General features: G+C 35.7%; 17 protein-coding genes and 3 pseudogenes. 9 read left to right on the top strand and 11 right to left on the bottom strand.

The genetic code is table 11. The features are described 5' to 3' along the window. Window positions 1–28 precede the first annotated feature (28 nt). Both AsFPU1_RS14815 and AsFPU1_RS14810 read left to right on the top strand, forming a co-directional pair. On the top strand, window positions 29–256 hold the full coding sequence (locus AsFPU1_RS14815) for a hypothetical protein (protein ID WP_124977112.1): 228 nt from the start codon (window positions 29–31) through the stop codon (window positions 254–256). A 39-nt stretch (window positions 257–295) separates the two neighbouring features. After that, window positions 296–747 (top strand): annotated as a pseudogene (locus AsFPU1_RS14810) (DUF29 domain-containing protein). 61 nt (window positions 748–808) lie between these two features. Here AsFPU1_RS14810 and AsFPU1_RS14805 read toward each other — a convergent pair. The 4 genes from AsFPU1_RS14805 to AsFPU1_RS14790 form a co-directional block, all read right to left on the bottom strand. Then, on the bottom strand, window positions 809–1,459 hold the full coding sequence (locus tag AsFPU1_RS14805; protein ID WP_124977114.1) for an MAE_28990/MAE_18760 family HEPN-like nuclease: 651 nt from the start codon (window positions 1,457–1,459) through the stop codon (window positions 809–811). Beyond that, window positions 1,456–2,583 (bottom strand): DUF262 domain-containing protein, encoded by a 1,128-nt coding sequence (locus AsFPU1_RS14800; RefSeq protein WP_124977116.1) that lies wholly within the window; start codon window positions 2,581–2,583, stop codon window positions 1,456–1,458. The genes AsFPU1_RS14805 and AsFPU1_RS14800 overlap by 4 nt, the downstream gene beginning before the upstream one ends. Window positions 2,584–2,787: 204 nt before the next feature. Beyond that, on the bottom strand, window positions 2,788–3,990 hold the full coding sequence (locus AsFPU1_RS14795) for an argininosuccinate synthase (protein ID WP_124977118.1): 1,203 nt from the start codon (window positions 3,988–3,990) through the stop codon (window positions 2,788–2,790). A 178-nt stretch (window positions 3,991–4,168) separates the two neighbouring features. After that, the gene (locus AsFPU1_RS14790) at window positions 4,169–4,363 is read right to left on the bottom strand and encodes a DUF2949 domain-containing protein (protein ID WP_438357535.1); all 195 of its coding nucleotides are present in this window, start codon (window positions 4,361–4,363) and stop codon (window positions 4,169–4,171) included. A gap of 341 nt (window positions 4,364–4,704) precedes the next feature. Between AsFPU1_RS14790 and AsFPU1_RS14785 the strand changes: the two genes are divergently transcribed. After that, window positions 4,705–4,896: a hypothetical protein gene (locus AsFPU1_RS14785; protein ID WP_124977120.1), complete on the top strand. Its 192-nt coding sequence runs from the start codon at window positions 4,705–4,707 to the stop codon at window positions 4,894–4,896. A gap of 73 nt (window positions 4,897–4,969) precedes the next feature. On the opposite strand, the pseudogene AsFPU1_RS14780 reads toward AsFPU1_RS14785, so the two are convergent. The 3 genes and pseudogenes from AsFPU1_RS14780 to gnd form a co-directional block, all read right to left on the bottom strand. After that, window positions 4,970–5,241 (bottom strand): annotated as a pseudogene (locus AsFPU1_RS14780) (transposase); the annotation flags it as partial. Window positions 5,242–5,350: 109 nt separating this feature from the next. Continuing rightward, a pseudogene (locus tag AsFPU1_RS14775) lies at window positions 5,351–5,860 on the bottom strand (RNA-guided endonuclease TnpB family protein); the annotation flags it as partial. A 287-nt stretch (window positions 5,861–6,147) separates the two neighbouring features. After that, window positions 6,148–7,569 (bottom strand): decarboxylating NADP(+)-dependent phosphogluconate dehydrogenase, encoded by a 1,422-nt coding sequence (gnd, locus tag AsFPU1_RS14770; protein ID WP_124977122.1) that lies wholly within the window; start codon window positions 7,567–7,569, stop codon window positions 6,148–6,150. Between the two features lie 304 nt (window positions 7,570–7,873). On the opposite strand from gnd, the gene AsFPU1_RS14765 reads away from it, so the two are divergent. From AsFPU1_RS14765 to AsFPU1_RS14750, 4 genes are read left to right on the top strand one after another with little or no spacing between them, the layout of a single operon-like run. Then, window positions 7,874–10,045: a hypothetical protein gene (locus AsFPU1_RS14765; protein ID WP_124977124.1), complete on the top strand. Its 2,172-nt coding sequence runs from the start codon at window positions 7,874–7,876 to the stop codon at window positions 10,043–10,045. A 17-nt stretch (window positions 10,046–10,062) separates the two neighbouring features. Further along, window positions 10,063–11,025 carry a hypothetical protein gene (locus tag AsFPU1_RS14760; protein ID WP_124975566.1) on the top strand — a complete coding sequence of 321 codons (963 nt, stop codon included), beginning with the start codon at window positions 10,063–10,065 and terminating at the stop codon, window positions 11,023–11,025. A gap of 17 nt (window positions 11,026–11,042) precedes the next feature. Next, window positions 11,043–12,272 (top strand): hypothetical protein, encoded by a 1,230-nt coding sequence (locus AsFPU1_RS14755; RefSeq protein ID WP_124975564.1) that lies wholly within the window; start codon window positions 11,043–11,045, stop codon window positions 12,270–12,272. Next, on the top strand, window positions 12,269–12,910 hold the full coding sequence (locus tag AsFPU1_RS14750; RefSeq protein ID WP_124975562.1) for a Uma2 family endonuclease: 642 nt from the start codon (window positions 12,269–12,271) through the stop codon (window positions 12,908–12,910). Before AsFPU1_RS14755 ends, AsFPU1_RS14750 begins: the two co-directional genes overlap by 4 nt. 5 nt (window positions 12,911–12,915) lie before the next feature. Here the strand turns inward: AsFPU1_RS14750 and AsFPU1_RS14745 are convergent, their stop codons facing one another. Continuing rightward, window positions 12,916–13,980 (bottom strand): LOG family protein, encoded by a 1,065-nt coding sequence (locus AsFPU1_RS14745; protein ID WP_124975560.1) that lies wholly within the window; start codon window positions 13,978–13,980, stop codon window positions 12,916–12,918. 113 nt (window positions 13,981–14,093) lie between these two features. Between AsFPU1_RS14745 and AsFPU1_RS14740 the strand changes: the two genes are divergently transcribed. Then, window positions 14,094–14,531: a GNAT family N-acetyltransferase gene (locus AsFPU1_RS14740; RefSeq protein WP_124975558.1), complete on the top strand. Its 438-nt coding sequence runs from the start codon at window positions 14,094–14,096 to the stop codon at window positions 14,529–14,531. Window positions 14,532–14,649: 118 nt separating this feature from the next. After that, window positions 14,650–14,829: a hypothetical protein gene (locus AsFPU1_RS14735; RefSeq protein WP_124975556.1), complete on the top strand. Its 180-nt coding sequence runs from the start codon at window positions 14,650–14,652 to the stop codon at window positions 14,827–14,829. Window positions 14,830–14,989: 160 nt separating this feature from the next. On the opposite strand, the gene AsFPU1_RS14730 is transcribed toward AsFPU1_RS14735, so the two are convergent. The 3 genes from AsFPU1_RS14730 to AsFPU1_RS14720 all read right to left on the bottom strand — a co-directional run bounded on the left by AsFPU1_RS14730 (window position 14,990) and on the right by AsFPU1_RS14720 (window position 18,570). After that, window positions 14,990–16,201 carry a M20 metallopeptidase family protein gene (locus AsFPU1_RS14730; RefSeq protein WP_124975554.1) on the bottom strand — a complete coding sequence of 404 codons (1,212 nt, stop codon included), beginning with the start codon at window positions 16,199–16,201 and terminating at the stop codon, window positions 14,990–14,992. A gap of 125 nt (window positions 16,202–16,326) precedes the next feature. Further along, a complete protein-coding gene (locus AsFPU1_RS14725; RefSeq protein WP_172957517.1) occupies window positions 16,327–16,815 on the bottom strand; it encodes a DUF4168 domain-containing protein in 489 nt (162 codons plus the stop codon). A gap of 243 nt (window positions 16,816–17,058) precedes the next feature. Beyond that, window positions 17,059–18,570: a DEAD/DEAH box helicase family protein gene (locus tag AsFPU1_RS14720; RefSeq protein WP_124975550.1), complete on the bottom strand. Its 1,512-nt coding sequence runs from the start codon at window positions 18,568–18,570 to the stop codon at window positions 17,059–17,061. Window positions 18,571–18,578: the final 8 nt, after the last annotated feature.

Below are 18,578 nucleotides of genomic sequence, written 5' to 3'. Positions count from 1 at the left end.
ACTTTTAAAGCTTAGGAATAATAAATTCGTGAGAAGTAAGGGTCATTATTCTAGAAACGGGTTACTACCCGCCAAAACTAGAGTTCATCTACTCAATTTTACTCAACTTGATGGGGGCAGTTCCATGGACTTATCACTAGGTGTCTTAAGATGTTTGTTAGTATTATTAGAATTTGTGGAATTTTTAGTCACACCGTTGGGACTAAGTGCTGGTCTATTTTTATTATTTTGGAGTACCTTTATGATTTCAGGATAAAATTGTAAAACAATCATCAGTTTTATTATGGGGTAAATAATGACAACTGAAATATATCAATTTGATTGTAAACTTTACGATCAAGATTTTCTTCTTTGGTTAGAAACAACTATTAATAATTTACAAAAACGTCAGTTATCAAGACTTGATTATGATAATCTGATTGAAGAATTGTCCGCTATGGGAAGAAAAGAAAAACACGCTTTAGAAAGCAATTTAATTATTATTTTGCTTCATCTTCTTAAGTGGCAGTACCAACCGGAAAAAAAACGAACAGTTGGCAATATTCTATTATTAAACATAGACGAAGACTGGAAAGACAATTAGAAGATAGTCCGAGTTTACGGACTTATTTAACAATAAGGTTTAATTATTGTTATGAGTATGCTAGAAAAGAAGCTGCTGCAGAAACAGAGTTAAACCTTAATATCTTTCCTAAAATTTGTCCTTTTACCCTTGAAAATGTACTAAACCCTGATTATTTACGCTGATTTAATTATAGACAAGAATTATTTCAAGATTAACAAAATGGAATAATAGCACTATTTAAAATTAAGATAAATTTCGTTTAAAATCCTCATTAAGAACAGCATTTTCTATTTGAGTCTTAAATGTATCAAGCATTCCTATAACTTCTGTATGTAACTCTATATATTCTTCTGTGTCAATCATCAAATAGTTACCGTGTGCAATTTCATTTCTGTTTTTTAAAAGTTTCTCATCTATTAATTTTGACTTAGTAGAATAAAGAGAAAAATCTAATCCTAAAATATAAGTGATTTCTTTGAAAACTTCAGAAGAAAGATTTGAAGCCGTAGAAATCGCTTCTTTAGGTAGGGAAGATTTATTATGTAACTCAACTAGAAAAAAATCACAAACAGGTATATATAATGATGCTTTATTTGTCTCTTTTGCTTCCTTTAGCTTATCTTTCATTGCCAACGATAAAAAGTTACTAGAAAGTTGTTCATAACGAAGCTTTTTAAGCCTAACATATTCTAGATAAGAGTTAGCAGCTAATTTAACAAAACCTTCCCAATGGGAATATAAAATACAGATTCCACTGCGAGTTAATAAGTTATGTTTTTGAGGTGAAAAACCTTTGTTTTCTACCAAAGATTTAAGTTCTGAAAGTTCCTTCTTTCTCCAAATAAGATCGTCTGAAAGTCTATCACTTAGTTGTTCAGCAGTCTGGCGTTTCATGAGGCAGAAAATACCCCTCTACCAAGGGGAATAAGATAGGGTAAACGTCTTACAGTATTCACACCTGCACCAGACCACTTTTGATAAGTTTGATTTGACCAAATACTCTTTATTTTATCAGATATTAGATTAGTTGTTGGCAGATTTTTATAATTATATCCTATTCCTAATGCGACTACTTCAAATGCAGATAATATAAATTTACCAAGAAATCTATCCTGTTCAGATTTATATCTTTTGAAGCTATTATCTCCCGTTGTTTCATTAAGTATATCAAATGTTCTCTTGAATGCTGTTTCTATGTGTCTATAGTCTAACTCTTTATTAGTAGCGATTTCGCGTACTTTGTCTGTTAGAAACTCATTAACATCGCCTCCTAATTTTTCAATATTTTTCTGATCTTTATCAAATAGAAGAATAAAGCGTAATACTAATTCCATATCATACTTTTCTTCATAAAGCCTATCACTCAAAGCAATACAATTTCTAAATGATTCATAATTAGCAAGTGAACGCATTAATTCATATAAATCTTTATTCAACATCACAAGAATACAATTTCTCATTTCTTGAGGAGTAGCGGGTGATCCTCCCCTATTTAATCGTAGAAATAACTCATATTTAATAATGGGATCACTTTCTTTTTCAACAATATTAACAGTAATTTTTGATCGTTTAATCAATAAACGTTGTGTCTGTGTCAGAGAATTTTCTGGATCATTGGGATCATCCCACTTTTTGCCTTCCAAAGATGCTAAATATGTTGTTTTTTGTAAAGAAACTGGAACATCATCTTTTTCTTGTTCCTTATCTTCTTCTTGTTCATCTTTTTTTAAAATACCAACAAATTCATAGATTGTTGATAGCCTCTGAACACCATCCACCACATCCCAAACCCCATCATCTCTTTGACTAACAAAAATTGGTGGAATAGGAATACCCAGTAAAATTGATTCTATAAAAGCCGATTTTTGATGATCCGACCAGCGAAAATAACGTTGAAACTCTGGATAAATATTAACCTCATTGTTCTCATAAAGACTTATCCATTCGCCAATAGACATAGAATAACTATCTGTCCTAATTTCTTTTCTAGTTTTGTCAATTTCTTCTTGTAGTGGCATAATTTAAAGTAACTTAAATTGAATTTTTATTAAATAGTATAATCGCAAATATTAATAATTAGCCAGATAGCCCGCGCAGGCGGGCTTTGTTCTTATAGCCCAACCCTTTAGGGTTAGGGCGTTTTAGACAATAAAATAGCTCTGGAGTGAATGACAAAAAAAAATGGATAGGGACATAATATATTATGCCCCTACATTCAATCATTAACCCTTGGTTTTTTGGGCCCAAACTCTAGTAGGAAGTCCCCAAATATAAATAAAGCCTTCTGCTGCTTTATGATCGAAATGATCATCTTCTCCATAAGTGGACAAATTCGCACTATAAATGGAGTTTTCTGAAGAACGACCTACTATTTTCGCATTGCCTTTCAACAATTTAATGCGTACCATTCCCGTCACTCGTTCTTGAGTTTGATCAATAAAAGCATCAAGAGCTTCTTTTAAAGGAGAATACCACAAACCCCGATAAATTAATTGACCGTAAGTTTCTTCAAGACCGCGTTTATATTGAGTAACATCAGCCGTCAGAGTCAGACTTTCTAAATCTCGGTGAGCATCAATTAATACTAACAAAGCCGGGGCCTCATAAATTTCCCGTGATTTGATGCCAACCACCCGATTTTCAATCATATCAAGACGGCCAACCCCATGTTTACCTACTGTGTCATTGAGTTGACTGATAAGGGTCACGGGATCAAGAATTTGACCATTAATACTAACAGGAATACCCTTTTCAAACCCAATCTCAATATATTCGGGTTCATTAGGGGTATCCGCGATCGCCTTGGTCATCAGATAAATTTCTTCCGGGGGTTCCGTCATAGGATCTTCGAGAGGCCCCGCTTCCATACTGCGTCCGAGTAAATTACGATCAATACTAAAAGGAGAAGACTTCTTAACCGGAAATTCCATGCCACAGCGTTCCCCATAGGCAATAGTTTGTTCCCGACTCATATTCCATTCTCTGGCGGGGGCCAAAACCTTTAAAGTGGGGTTAAGGGCTAAAATACCCAGATCAAAGCGTACCTGGTCATTACCTTTGGCAGTACATCCGTGGGCCACCGCATCAGCCCCATATTTTTCAGCCGCTTCGACTAAGAGTTTAGCAATGAGGGGACGGGCTAAAGCGGTAGACAGAGGATAGCGGTTTTCGTAGAGGGCATTGGCTTTAATCGCCTTAAACGCATACTCTGTGACAAATTCTGAGGTAGCATCAGCGACTAAGGACTCAATTGCTCCAAATTTCAGAGCTTTTTGCTGAATAGGGCCTAATTCGTCCCCTTGCCCTAAGTCCGCAGCCAAGGTGATCACTTCATCTACTCCCCATTCATTCTTGAGATAGGGAATACATACGGAAGTATCAACCCCACCAGAATAAGCCAGCACAACTTTATTAGCACGACCCATAAATATTTTATCTCTAGCAAACAACTAATGATTAATTGTACTTTAGATAACTGTGTCAAGTCATTAAAAATGGTCAAGAATACAGGACAATTTTCGTTCTATTAATACTTTCTAAAATGCTCTACTTGTTGGGGTTGAGTGTTCCTCATGATTTTAAGATAAAAAACAGATTAAAACTTTATAAACAATGTTCCTCTAGCCAGTCAAAGACATCTTCTAGTTGTTCTTTATTAACTAATCCATATTGCCAAAGAATCATGGGAAAGTGATGAGGCATGGCGTATACGTCCCGAACAGCTAAGGCGATAGACTCAGCCGGAATCGCTAAATCATCTTTTAAAAAATCGAGGAATCTGATAGTCATTTGATTCATAAGAATAGGGGTAATAAGATAATTTTATCAAGGTTATGAAGTCGGCTTTGGTAAATAAATCCATTTACATTAAACACACTCATTGTGTCAATGCTGTGTCAAAAATGCGTAAAGAGAGTGACAATTTTCGATTTGGCCCCCTTCAAGATTTCTTTAGGTTACAAGTAATACAAAAAAAACAAATTTTATATACCAACTAAGGCTTTAGTACGATTTTCCCGTATGTGTGGTGATAAGTAAAGCTTATGATAACCTATCCGATATACCGCGCCACAATCCCTCTTTTGTTTTATGATGGTTAATGAAAGCCAGAAAAACAATAAGGAAGTAGGCGCAGTAGCATGAACAACCAAAGTGCTTTAAATATTGAGCAATTCCTAGAGTATTTAGAAACCGCTGAGACTGTTGATGACGTGCCTCCTGAAGAAATTGAAGCGGGAGAGAAAGCCTATCAGGAATATTTAGAAGGCCGCGATACTGGCAAATCTAAAACAGAGTTAAAGGCTGAATTAGGATGTGGCGTTACATCGTGATATTTATAAATAATAGGGATTTATTTTTTGTGTTTCTTTTTATTCATTAATTTTTGTGATCGAATGGCAACTCTCACATCAATACCCTACAATTAATAAGTTTATCTGCGGACAAAAAATCGAAACGATAATCAAATTTAATATTAACAGGGATAATCATCTCAGGTGTATTATTATTAATAAATGAGGACAAAAAAACGTCAAAAACTGCCGAAGCAGTCTAGAAAGATTGACAACTAAAAAAGTAATAGCGATAGATGTTTCTGACGTTTCAGGGAGTTTAGTCATCACTAAGTTGAGGCTAAATCTTCGTTTTGCTTGTCCGAATTTCCCCTCAATTGCGTTATAGTGATGTTTTTTTCCCACTTAGTACCCCTATAACCTTTATTGTATCAGGTTTTTGTCCTTATTCAGCAAACCCTATTTAAACCAGAAACAAAAACCGAAAGATGAACTACCCCACCGTAAGACGGATGGGGTTTCCAACTTCACAGGGAACTGCATCTAACAAAACTTCGGTTTTGTTAGGTTGTCTTACATTCCCTCCATTGGCTGTGTCGCTAGTTCCTAACGACAATATCCGCAAGGCTTCAAATAAAATGTTTTTTGCCGCGTTTACATCACGGTCGTGATGAGTTTGGCATTTATTACAAGTCCAGGATCTAATGTCTAAATCTAAACTATCTATTCGATTTAGGCAGACATTACAGGTTTTAGATGAGGCAAAAAATCTCCCTACTTCAATATAGGTTTTTCCATCCCATTCTGACTTGTATTTAAGCATGGTACAAAATTGTCTCCACCCACAATCACTAATAGCTTTTGCTAGATTGTGATTGCGTACCATGCCTTTTACATTAAGATTTTCTACGGCAATAACTTGGTTTTCGTTTACTATCTTGCGGGATAGTTTGTGTAGAAAATCTTCTCTTACTCTCTTGATTTTTGAATGAACCGTAGCCACCTAGTAGACGACTGATAACATGGTAACATAGATTTTAGAGAATGTGGATGCTTCTGCGTTTATTTACTGGTCGCCATTTATGAGGCAGTCTTGTTGGCGGGTTCCCCGACATAAAAGAACTGCCGTCCCCACCCTATAGAGGGATGGGGAATTCTGGCGACATTAAGTTAAAGTAAGACATAAATACTGGAAATCAGAACCCCTGGAAGAAGCCCCAGGGGTTTAAAATTAAAAACCAGATCCAATTAAAGGAAGGGCTAATAATTAAAGTCATTAATTAATGAAAATTAAGCAGACCATCCACTGTGGAAGAATTCACCTCTGGGTTTATCAGTCCGTTCGTAAGTATGGGCCCCAAAATAGTCACGTTGCGCTTGGGTTAAATTCTGAGGTAAGTCAGCACGACGATAGCTATCAAAGTAGTCTAAAGAAGAACTAAACGCAGGAACCGGAATTCCTAATTCATTGGCTAATACTAACACTTCGCGCCAAGCATCTTGACGGTCTAAGATACTTTGTTTAAACTCAGGAGCTAACAACAAATTAGGTAAACTAGGATTATCGACAAATGCCTTCTTAATCTTATCTAAGAAGCCAGCCCGAATAATACAACCGCCTTTCCAAATACGAGCCGACTCAGGTAAACTGATTTCGTTATTGTAATATTCAGCAGAAGCTTTAGCAATTAAGGCCATCCCTTGAGCATAGGAACACATTTTAGAGCAATATAAAGCATCCCGTACTTTGCCGACAAAAGCTTTAACATCTCCATCAAAAGTTGTAGTCGGGCCAGGTAATTGCTTAGAAGCTGCTACTCGTTCTGCTTTGTAAGAAGACATCACCCGTGCATTAACCGCAGCATACATGGTCGGGATGGGAACTCCTAACTCTAAGGCACTCATAATTGTCCAACGTCCCGTGCCTTTTTGACCAGCAGAGTCGAGAATTAAATCAATCAGATGGGTATTGGTTTCGGGGTCGATATATTTGAAGATATCGGCAGTAATTTCAATTAAGAAAGAATTAAGTTCATCGGTGGTATTCCACTCGCTAAACACTTCATGCAGTTGAGGATTAGTAAGACCTAGAGCATTTTTCATGATGTCGTAGGCTTCAGCAATTAGCTGCATATCCCCATATTCAATACCATTGTGAACCATTTTCACATAATGGCCAGCACCACCAGGTCCAACAAAAGTAACACAGGGGCCATCATCGACTTGAGCGGCGATTTTGACTAAAATGGGTTCTAATTCTTGATAAGCAGCTTTAGTGCCTCCAGGCATTAAGCTAGGCCCTTTTAATGCGCCCTCTTCACCACCACTGACACCCATTCCTACGAAACCGAAACCAGTAGATTCGAGATATTTGGTGCGGCGTTCGGTATCTTCATATAAGGAGTTACCGCCATCAATAATCATGTCTCCTTCATCAAGAAGGGGTTTGAGTTGTTCAATAACAGCATCAACGGGTTTTCCCGCTTGTACCATTACCAGAATTTTGCGGGGACGTTCTAAGGTTTGTACGAATTCTTCTAAAGAATAGGCCGCTTTTACGTCTTTACCTTGGGCCCGGTTTTTCATGAATTCTTCTGTCTTGCTTGCTGTACGGTTATAGACAGCAATGGGAAAACCACGACTTTCGACGTTGAGGGCGAGGTTTTCTCCCATTACCGCCAAGCCGATTACGCCAAAGGTTCGCTTTGTCATATAATTCCTACCAACTCTACGGGTGTCTTATAAAGAGAATTAACGGTCTTGTTTGACTGTTGTAATGTGTCTAGGGAACACGCTGATTAGTTTAACCCTATCTTTTAGTTAACCTCGGTTCTCTAAATAGAATCTTAACTAATTCGAGAAAAAAGTGATGAATGATACCAAAATTTCGGAGCATCTTGTAGGGGAATAATACTATTAATCCCTTCTTAAAAAGTAAAATAATTGTAAATTTTACCAATAAATTCTTAGGAGTAATACTACATTTAGACTAATAATAAATTTATAACTAAAATTTATGAGTAGAACTTCTCAAATTACCCAAATTATTAATAAGCGTCAACCTTTGACTAAAAACATCGAAAAAACGGAGGTGAATTTAAATAGAATTGCCTATAGACTTAGCCATCTTGAAGAGCATCGTCAAAGCTTACTGAATAAAGTTGATGAACCCAACATAATTGGACGTTTAAAAGAGATTGATTTTTCTAAGATTCAGCAAGATATTGCCTCGGAATTACAAGCACTTAATAAGCTCAAAAGAAGGTTTTCAAGAGATACTTTAAATATTGGTGTTATTGGACGTGCAAGACAGGGTAAAAGTCGTTTATTGCAAAGTTTAACAGGATTGAGTAAAGCAGAAATTCCTGATGGTAGTGGTCAACATTGTACAGGGGTTCGCAGCACAATTCATCATAACCCTAATATGTCCATCTATGGTGAGGTTTTTTTCTATACAGAACGTTCTTTTATTGATGAGGTGATTTCCCCTTATTATGAAGAGTTAAAATTAGGAATTAAACCAATTAATATTGATAATTTTGCCAGCCAAGAACTACCTTCCTTACCCAATGATACCAAAGGAGCAGAAGTCAATGCTAAATATGAACATCTACGGCAATATTATAAGCAGGTAGATCAATATCGTTCTCTGTTAAAATCACCTTCACCACGACAAATTACTAAAGAAGAAATTAGAGAATATGTAGCACAAGATAACGAAAAAGGAGAACGTATTTATTTTAATTATTTAGCCGTTCGAGAAGTTAAAATTACTTGCAATTTCCCTAAAGATGATGTAGGAAAAATTGCCTTAGTTGATATGCCAGGATTAGGAGATACGGGTATTGGTGATGAGAAAAGAATGGTAAAAACTATTGGGGAAGATATTGATGTAGTCTTATTTGTTCGTATGCCAAAAGCTTTCGGAGACTTCTGGGGTGACGTTGATGTGCAACTTTATGATACCGCTTATAGTGCTTTAAATGATCTGCCCGTAGAATTATGGTCTTTTATGGTTCTCAATAAACTGAATGATGAAAATAACTTAACACAATGCGAAAGTTTAAAAGGTGACATTACCAATAAATATATCAAGGTTGTCGACTGTGTAATTGCTAATTGTGCTGATTCTCAAGAAGCTAATAATCAAGTTTTAGACCCTATTCTTAACTATTTAACTAACAATATTACTGACTTAGATCGGCAATATGCCTCTGCTTGTCAGGATCGCCTCAAACAACTCCAAACATCGGTAATTGCTGAATTAGAAAAATCTCAAAATGCTTTAGGAAAAGGAAACTCTTCAACAGATATGTCTGAATTTCTGCTCTTATTTGATAAATTTTGGGATGATTTAACAAATGGTCTAGAAAACTTACTTACACAACTGAGTCAACAAATTAATGATCAGGATCAAGACTTTAAAAAATCCGTAAATAAGGCACTTAAAACTTGCGAGGAAGATACAAAAATTCCTTCATCTTTAGAAGAAATTGAAACAAGACGTAACAATAAAGGGAGTTATAATAGTGCCTATAGTGATTACTTAAATGAAATTCGCGCTCATCTCTCCCAGCATTTTCTCTCTCTGGATAATGGCTTAAAACAATCTTTAGATCGGGTCAAAAGTCAAGTAGTAGATGTATTAATTAACAAGGTAAATTTAGGAGGAATCACAGAAGCACAAGGAGTTAATTTTTTGTCGGCGATCGCTAAACGACTAACTGATGAAGATCAACTAAGATTCGGATTCAACATCCTATCTGAATTTGAACTTTCTTATCGGGGGACTATTCAACATCGAATTCGTCAATGTCTGAATGGTTTAACTCCTGATAAAACGAATCTTAATCTATCAAAACAGTCTCCCAATGCAAAGGAAATCATGAGCAATCTTAAAGTGCTTCATCAAGAAGCTGTTTTTCAATGTGAGACAGCTTTAGAAGATTTTCTTTGTGAACCTTCCCAAGCTGGTTTTGCCATCGTAGAGGAATTTCTTGATCGTGTACTTCGTGCTGAAAATGTTAAGCGTGAATGGCAAAATTTTCTTTATAAAGAACGTGCTTATATTTGGCCCAAAGAATTTGAATTATTGGGAGAACGTTCCCGACTCCGTCAAGAGTGGCTAGAGGCAGTACAAGAGGCGACAAAAGCAAATCAACAAGACTTCATTCAATTTATTAATTAACATAGCCAGGAGAGATAATGACAGAAGAATTTAAAGTGACAATGTTAGGACACAGAGGGGTTGGTAAAACCAGTATTTTAACTGCTATGTATGAGCAGTTCGATGAGACATTTAAGGACACGAATTTGCAATTGACTCCTGATCCTGAAAGTTCCGCACTCCTACAAGAACGTGTAGGACAGCTAAAAGCTTTGCTTGATGATTTTGAAGCAACGGGAGGATTGGAAGGAGATGAAAATCCTCGATCTTTCTACTTTGATCTCGGAAAAGTAGGTGCTAAACCCTCTATGAAACTCGTATTTCAAGACTTTCCTGGTGGTTATATCAACAATAATCCAAAATTCGTTGAGAACGCCATGGAAGAATGTGTTGCTGTTCTAATTGCAATTGATGCTCCTGCACTTATGGAAGCTGGAGGGAAATGGAATGATTTGATGAATAGACCTAAGCAGATTTGTAATTTTTTTCAAAGAAGTTATGGTAATTTACAAGAACCTAAACTGGTTATTTTTGTTCCTATTCGTTGTGAGAAATATTTGCAAAATGACGAGGATGCTAAAAAGTTACTTAGGTGCATTAAGTCTGAATATGAGCAACTTTTTAATTTCTTCAAAAGTGAAAAATTACTTACTAAGATCGCCTGTGTAATTACACCTGTGCAAACTGTAGGAACTGTATTTTTTAGTAGTATTAAACCGGAGACAATAGATGGAAAAGTACAACCCCATTTTTATTTTCGCAAAATGAGTCATGATGCTGGATATACTCCAAAGGATAGTGATCAACCGTTGCGCTATTTATTAAGTTTCCTCCTCCAACTTCATCACGGAAAAAAATGGGGAAAGTTTAACTTTATTCGTCAGCTTTTCAATTTAGATAAATACCTTTTAGAATCTGCTAGAAAGTCGGCTATTAAATGTAAAACATCTGGCGGTTTTGATATTGTACAGGGTAAAGACAAACTTTTTATGGATAAATAAATAAATAGGAGTCAACTATGAAAATATATGTACAAAGTGCTGGTCGTTCCCAAGAGCAAGATTACTTTTGGCAAACAAATACAAGTAAGTCCCAGGAAAAGGTAGACGAACCAGAATTTCTCAATAAGGCTAAAAGTTTGCTTCAAACTCCAGCATATTCAATTTTTATAGGGCGCGAAAATGATGAATTAATTTTGCTAGTTACCGGAATGAAAGCAAGTCAACGTAAAGATTATATGGGTCGTGTCATACGTAATTCTATTGCGTTTATTACTGAAGATAGTGAGGAAAATGAGAGAAAAATAAGAGGACTGGCTGTGTTTGCATTAAAAGAGCAATTAGAAAGTAAAATTGACGATGCTATTACAGTAGAAGAAAAACAAGGATTTAAAGTTGATTATCATAAAATACAGAATCTTATTGAAACACCATCTAACATCGGGAATAGTGATGGTGGAACATCAATAGAAATGATTGGCAAAAATACCGAGAATAATAGGAATATTATTGCTCGTGAAGTTAAAGATAATCGTTTACCTAAAGAAACGGATAGTTTTCAAGCATTAGTAGTTGTCACTGGAATTAAAACAGAAGATGTCCTTAAAAATGAAGGAGTTTGGCGAGGATTATCTAATCTTATTGAGAAAGAAAATTTGACACCATATGATGCACCTAGTCAACTTCAAAAAAATTTTACAAGCCATCAAGAACGTGGAACAACATATCAAAAATATATAGTACCATTAATAATTTCATTAGGTGGTATTGGGATAATTTGTTTATTATTTTTTGGAAATATAATTCAATTTTTTATTGGGCAAATTTACCCAAATTCCAATAGTTTTTTTTTAGCTTCTATTAGTCCTAATGCTCAGTATTTTGTAACAACGGATTCTGCTGGAAAAATGTTAGTCCAAAATACTGAAAATAATACTAAAAATATCATTGAGAATAAAAGTTCGATCACATCAGTTACCATTAGTTCTGAGGGAAAATATGTTGTTACTGGTGATGAAACAGGAAATGTACAATTATGGGATGTAATTACAAAAAAAAAACTTGACTTAATGACTAATAATAAAAATCCTAACCTGAAACATGAGAAAAAAGTTTTGTCTCTAGCAATTAATGTTTCTGGGAATAACATAAAAATTGTGAGTGGTGGGGCTGATGGACAACTGCTATTATGGAAGGTAAATATCAAAGACAATCAGGTTAATACTGATATTTTAAGACTTAACCAATGAGTAACCTACAAGCTAAAATCAAGACTGATAGTTGGATAAATGCTACTTGGAGTGAATATATCCAAATAACCGAAAACTCAGACTATCAAAAAGCAAAATTTTACTACAACAAGGGAAAATTTAGAATTGAAATGTCCCCTTTAGGAAATGACCATGCAAGTGATCATAATATTATCACCTATGCAATTAATCTTTATGCTGTTGTTAAAGGGATTAATTTGAATGGAAAAGATAACTGTACTTATCGTAAAACGGGTTATCAAGATGCTCAACCCGATTTATCTTACTATATTGAAGACACAGTAGATGCTGTTCCCTATGGAACCTCAATTATTAGTCTTGATGAGTTTTCACCTCCTACTTTAGTTGTTGAAATTGCTAATAGTTCTTTAGCTGATGATAAAGGAGAAAAAAAAAATTTATATGAAGATTTACAAGTCAAAGAATATTGGATTATTGATGTTAATAAATTAGAAATTATTGCTTTTGCCATAGAAAATGAAGGAAGTCATCGAATTAGAGAGTCTCAAGTTTTACCCAAATTAGAAATTGCTTTATTAGAAGAAGCTATCAGAAAAACTCGCCAAACGAACCATAGTAAAGTTGGCTTATGGTTATTAGAACAATTTCAAAAATAATGGTATTATTTCCATTCGGGATGAGGTTCAATAGGTAAACAAGTCCCAAATTTATTAATCTGATTAATCATTTGATATAATCTTCCTAAATTTCTTTGATTGAAGTACAATCTTAAACGGGGAAGACTAGCTGTTTCATCTTTAATTTCTGTTGGTAATACTTGACTTTTTTCTATTTTTCCTTTAACTAAAATATCAGAATATTCTTCATTAAGTTGTTCTACTTGTGCGTCTGTTAATTGTGAGTTAAGACGCATAACTAATAAATCTTCCACATAACGAATAGAATGATAAACACAATAAAATTGACGAATCACATTACAAGCAGTAGCTAAACTATCAGTTATTGTATAAAGACTAGAATCTTCTGCACTAATTAAACCCCGCGCTAATAAATTGTTATAATTGTACTCATTCCAAGCTTTCCAATAGTTTCCCCCAGGTTCATCTATTAATACTAACGGAGAGGGGCCATATTTCCCTGTTTGACATAAAGTTAATGTTTCAAATGCTTCATCTTGAGTGCCAAAACCTCCAGGAAATAAAGCAACTGCATCACTTTCTCTTAAAAAGAAAAGTTTACGGGTAAAGAAGTATTTGAATCTAATTAATTTATCATCCCCTGCAATAAAAGGGTTAGTTCCTTGTTCAAAAGGTAACTCAATATTTAACCCAAAAGAATGTTCTCTCCCTGCTCCTTCATTCCCTGCTTGCATGATACCACCCCCGGCCCCCGTTAGTACCATAAAGCCAAATTGTGTGATATAACGAGCAAATTCGACAGCTAAGCGATATTCTGAACTTTGGGGGGATAGACGAGCAGAACCAAAAATGGTAACTTTACGAGTATGACGATAGGGATAAAATACCTGAAACCCTTTTTCTAAGTCTTCTAGGGCAGTTGTTAGGATTTTCCAGTCTAAACGGTCAATTTCTTCGTCCGCAATTCGCAATAAGACAGCTAAGGCTCTTTCTATTAGTTTACCATGTTGATGCTCTGGTAAGTCCTTGATTAACTCTCCTAAGTCTTCAGCTAAGGATAGTTCTGTCGGTTTTTTTGATAAAGTCATGGTGATGTATTGAAGACTACCTACATTCTATAATGCTATATAATAGATTATTATAACTACATATCCTTGGCTGATAAGCCTAAAATAACAGAAGATAAATATTAATATGAATTATGCTAAAATTAACCATAAAACAAGTTAATTATATTCAAGAAATAGAATCCATAAAAATGATTCGTCAAATTGTATTTCAAGAAGAACAAGGAATTAATCCTGATTTAGAATTTGATGGATATGATGAAACCTGTCAACATCTTTTAGCTTATTTAGATAATCAACCTGTCGGAACAACTAGGATTAGATTTCTTGATCAAACTACTGCTAAAATTGAACGGGTTGCTGTATTACCTCATGGTAGAGGACAAGGAATTGCTACCGAATTAATGAAAGTATCTCTCAGCTTAATTAAAGATAGTAATTGTCCAAAAGTTATTGTTAATGCTCAAAAATATATTCAGGAATTATACAAAAAATTAGGATTTGAAACCATTGGCGATCGCTTTGAAGAAGCAGGGATTACTCATGTTAAAATGATTAAATATAGTGTTTAATTTGAAAAATAAATACTTGTGGCACAGGCTTATAGCCTGTGACGGGCAAGATGCCCGTTCCACAATTATATCTGATTTAACAATATGTTAAAATAATTAAATAAGACACAAAAAATGTATGAATGAGCCACAAAAATGGTATATTATTAAAGGGAAAGAAGGTTATTGTCAGATTATTTTGGGAGAAGATAATAATGTCTTTGAATCTGAACTAAAATGGGGGCCATTTAATTCACAAGAAGAGGCGATCGCTAAACGAGTGGGATTAATTAGGGCAGGAAAATGTCAGCCCAAGTAAGTAATAATTAAAAATAATATAGTCAAACCCTGAAGGGTTAGGCTATATAAACAAAGCCTGCCTTCGCAGTCTTTTATCAGGCTGTGTAGACAGCCTTCGTTCTTATAGTATAAGGCTTTAGCCTGGAGATACTTGTTAAGTTAATCAGTTTAAATAACCTTTAACAACAAAACTTTTCAACACAACGGATAAACATTTCAACCCCCATAGATAACACAGTTTCATCAAAATCAAAACGAGGATGATGATGAGGATAAGCTAAGCCTTTATCAACATTAGCTGATCCCAAAAAGAAATAACAACCAGGGACTTCTTGCAAGAAAAATGACATATCTTCTCCCCCCATATTTTGACAATTCGGAACAATTCCCACCGGAGTTTCTACCACATCTAAAGCAACAGAATGGACTAAATTTGCCATTTTTTCCTCATTAATAACAGGAGGATATAAATGCCAATAATCTAACTCATATTTAGCCCCATAACCTTGACAAATACCCGCCACAATTTCCTCAATTCTTTTTCCAAAATAACCCTCTAATTCAGGCTTAAAATAACGTACAGTTCCACTCATAAACGCCTTATCAGCAATTACATTTAAAGCCGTTCCTGCTTGCAGTTTTCCTATGGTTACTACTGCTGAATCTATGGGGTTAATATTACGAGAAACAATAGTTTGTAAAGCATTAATAATTTGCGCGCTTAAAACCACAGAATCTACCGTTTGATGAGGCATAGCCCCATGGCCTCCTTTTCCGAACAAATTAAGCTCAAAACACTCCACAGCAGCCATTATTGCCCCACTGCGTACCCCTACCGTCCCCAAAGGAAGCACATTCCATAGATGTAACCCAATAATGGCATCTACATCAGGATTTTTGAGAACACCTTCAGCTATCATGGGTTTAGCCCCTCCCGGACTTTCTTCGGCCGGTTGAAACAAAATCTTAATAGTTCCTTTAAAATTAGTGCGATGATGCCAAAGATAATAAGCGGTTCCTAATGCGATCGCGGTATGACCATCATGGCCACAAGCGTGCATAATACCATCATGTTGAGAACGATAAGTAACCTCATTTTCTTCTTGAATAGGCAAAGCATCTATATCAGCGCGAATGGCTAAAACGGGGCCAGGAAAAGGACTTTTAATAGTAGCGACAATTCCAGTTTTGGCAATACCTGTCTGATAATCAATGCCCATTTGTTGTAATTCTTGGGCGATAAAAGCGGCGGTTTTATGTTCTTGAAAGCCTAATTCTGGTTGTTGATGAAGTTGTCTACGCCATGCCACTAAACGAGATTGTAGGGCGCGAATTTCTAGGCGAATTTGAGATAAATTAACCGAAGGAGATTGAGGAAAGCTAGAAATCATATCAGATAGGGTAAATCTGAGTTAACTATAACCTTTATTTTAGAGTTTAGGCCAGTAAAGCTGGCTGTTTAATGACAAGACAACTTCTCTAGATCCTAAAATTGGTTGCTTTCCTCAATGACTCGTTAGTTAGTGATCATTTGCTCATATTTTTGTTTTAAATTACGATCTTGTTCAATTATTTTACTTATCTGATTAAAACGATTGATTTCTAATCCCTGGCCTTTAATCACTCGTTCTTGTTTAGACTGAGAGACTTCCAACACATTATTAACTTTAACTAGGGCTTTTTTAAACTTTTCGATTTCTTCTGGAGAAGCAGATTTATCTGATGATTCTCCAATTCTAGTGCGAGTTTGGCCAATTTCCATAAACCGTTGAGGACTAAGATCTTCAGAAGCGATCGCTTTGGCCATCAGTTCTTGAGTTTTTTTCTCAACAATTTGTAGTTGTTTTACTGCTTGTGCATATTGTCGCAGTTCTAAAGCACTAAGTTCCGGTTGAGTAGCGTTGACAATGGATTGTTGAGGTACAATGGTTTGACTATGGCTTACCATTGGTAATGATAGTCCAATAACCCCAATAATTCCCCCCACCACAAGAGATTTCAGCATAAGTATCATTTCCTTTATCAATGATTAGATGAATTGTAGCGTGTCTACTAACATTTTTACTTTATTAGAGATTTTCATTTTAACTAGACCTGAGTTCGGTGTTAGAAGTTCGGAGTTCGTCGTGGATAATTTTTTCAACGAGAGAATAAGGGTTGCCAGACTCCTGCTTGTGGCGAGTTTTCCACAAATTACCTTATTTTGAACTCAGGCCTGTGAGATGCAAAAAAACATCAATACTATAAATCATTCATCTTCCTCTAGATCTCCCCATTGATCAACAGATGATTCCGCCGCTTTTAATGATTTCTGGGACTTAATTTCATAGGGAGAAGCCGAAGGAAGTAATTCTAATTGTTGAGGCTGATTTGTCTCTTTTTCAATAGATTGATTTTCTCCCCTGCGTCGTTCTGAAGTTCTTTCTTCACTGGTATTTTCTGCGACAATTTCATATAAAATGGCTAACTTATTTTTGCTTTCTCCTTTGCGTAAAATCCGCCCCAATCTTTGCACATATTCCCTAGTAGAACCTGTTCCTGATAAAATAATAGCTATCTTAACTTCAGGAACATCTACTCCCTCATTTAAAACATGAGAGGTAACTAAAGCTTTATAAATACCTTCTCGAAAATTAGTTAAAACCTCATGGCGTTCTTTAATCGGGGTTTGATGAGTAATGGCTGGAATTAGAAAGTCTTGAGAAATACGGTAAACAGTGGCATTATCGTTGGTAAAAATTAAAATAGAATCGGCATCATGTTCACAAATTAATTCAGTCAAAACTCGCAATTTTCCATCGGTTCCAGCCGCTATTTCTTTTGCTTCTCGATGAGCTAACATTGCCCGTCTTCCGGCCGGATTTTTAGCACTTGCTTTGACAAATAATTGCCATCCGTTTAAACTCCCTAAAGAAATATTAGATTTCCGTAAAAAATCATTACGAATTGCCATAGCATTATCATAACGTTTTCGTTCGGTTTGTGATAACTTAACTTTAATTTCGACAATTTTATGTTGGGCTAAAGTATTACCTGAAAGTTCCTTAACTCCCTTACGATAAACTACCGAACCAATGAGACTATCTAACTCTCGATGGGAACCATCGGTGCGTTCTGGTGTCGCTGTCAAACCCAAACGATAGGGTGCGATGGCGTATTCTGCAATAACTCGGAAGAAATCGGTCGGTAGATGATGACATTCATCGAAAATGAGCAAAGCATACTGATTTCCCAAAGTTTCGGCGTGAATAGCCCCACTATTATAAGTAGCAATTAAAATAGGTGTGCGATCACGTGATCCTCCTCCTAATAATCCTACTTCTATATCAGGAAAGGCCGCCATCATTTGAGCATACCATTGGTGCATCAAATCTAAGGTAGGCACTACAATTAAGGTGGTACGAGGGGTAGAAACCATTGCTAACTGTGCTAAATAGGTTTTCCCTGCTGCAGTTGGTAATACGACTACTCCTTTGCGTCCTGCTTGTTTCCATGCGAGTAAAGCTTCTTGTTGATGGGGATAGGGTTCTCGTTCAAAACTAGGAGTTAAGTCTAGGGGAATAAACTCTTTTGCTTCGTCAATAAAACTAATATTATGAGCTTGTAAAGTTTCAATTAGAGGACGATAATAAATAGCAGGAACACGAAACTTTTCAATGCGATCATCCCAAGTAGCAAACTCCATCCACTCTTTACCTTTTGGGGGAGGATGAACAATTAAAGTACCACGATCATATTTAAGTTTAGAAGGACGAGACATTATGAATT

Origin of the sequence: Aphanothece sacrum FPU1 (genome assembly GCF_003864295.1) — a bacterium.
GTDB classification, from domain to species: domain Bacteria; phylum Cyanobacteriota; class Cyanobacteriia; order Cyanobacteriales; family Microcystaceae; genus Aphanothece_B; species Aphanothece_B sacrum.
The sequence above is the reverse complement of the archived record's forward strand: the minus strand, read 5'-3'. Positions and strand labels throughout refer to the sequence as shown.

Coding starts and splice junctions, on each gene's coding strand:
- AsFPU1_RS14745 (WP_124975560.1), bottom strand. CDS start 13,980: ATGACTTTATCAAAAAAACCGACAGAACTATCCTTAGCTGAAGACTTA.
- AsFPU1_RS14800 (WP_124977116.1), bottom strand. CDS start 2,583: ATGCCACTACAAGAAGAAATTGACAAAACTAGAAAAGAAATTAGGACA.
- AsFPU1_RS14790 (WP_438357535.1), bottom strand. CDS start 4,363: ATGAATCAAATGACTATCAGATTCCTCGATTTTTTAAAAGATGATTTA.
- AsFPU1_RS14720 (WP_124975550.1), bottom strand. CDS start 18,570: ATGTCTCGTCCTTCTAAACTTAAATATGATCGTGGTACTTTAATTGTT.
- AsFPU1_RS14765 (WP_124977124.1), top strand. CDS start 7,874: ATGAGTAGAACTTCTCAAATTACCCAAATTATTAATAAGCGTCAACCT.
- AsFPU1_RS14750 (WP_124975562.1), top strand. CDS start 12,269: ATGAGTAACCTACAAGCTAAAATCAAGACTGATAGTTGGATAAATGCT.
- AsFPU1_RS14760 (WP_124975566.1), top strand. CDS start 10,063: ATGACAGAAGAATTTAAAGTGACAATGTTAGGACACAGAGGGGTTGGT.
- AsFPU1_RS14740 (WP_124975558.1), top strand. CDS start 14,094: ATGCTAAAATTAACCATAAAACAAGTTAATTATATTCAAGAAATAGAA.
- AsFPU1_RS14795 (WP_124977118.1), bottom strand. CDS start 3,990: ATGGGTCGTGCTAATAAAGTTGTGCTGGCTTATTCTGGTGGGGTTGAT.
- AsFPU1_RS14785 (WP_124977120.1), top strand. CDS start 4,705: ATGAACAACCAAAGTGCTTTAAATATTGAGCAATTCCTAGAGTATTTA.
- AsFPU1_RS14725 (WP_172957517.1), bottom strand. CDS start 16,815: ATGCTGAAATCTCTTGTGGTGGGGGGAATTATTGGGGTTATTGGACTA.
- AsFPU1_RS14730 (WP_124975554.1), bottom strand. CDS start 16,201: ATGATTTCTAGCTTTCCTCAATCTCCTTCGGTTAATTTATCTCAAATT.
- AsFPU1_RS14755 (WP_124975564.1), top strand. CDS start 11,043: ATGAAAATATATGTACAAAGTGCTGGTCGTTCCCAAGAGCAAGATTAC.
- AsFPU1_RS14735 (WP_124975556.1), top strand. CDS start 14,650: ATGAATGAGCCACAAAAATGGTATATTATTAAAGGGAAAGAAGGTTAT.
- gnd (WP_124977122.1), bottom strand. CDS start 7,569: ATGACAAAGCGAACCTTTGGCGTAATCGGCTTGGCGGTAATGGGAGAA.
- AsFPU1_RS14805 (WP_124977114.1), bottom strand. CDS start 1,459: ATGAAACGCCAGACTGCTGAACAACTAAGTGATAGACTTTCAGACGAT.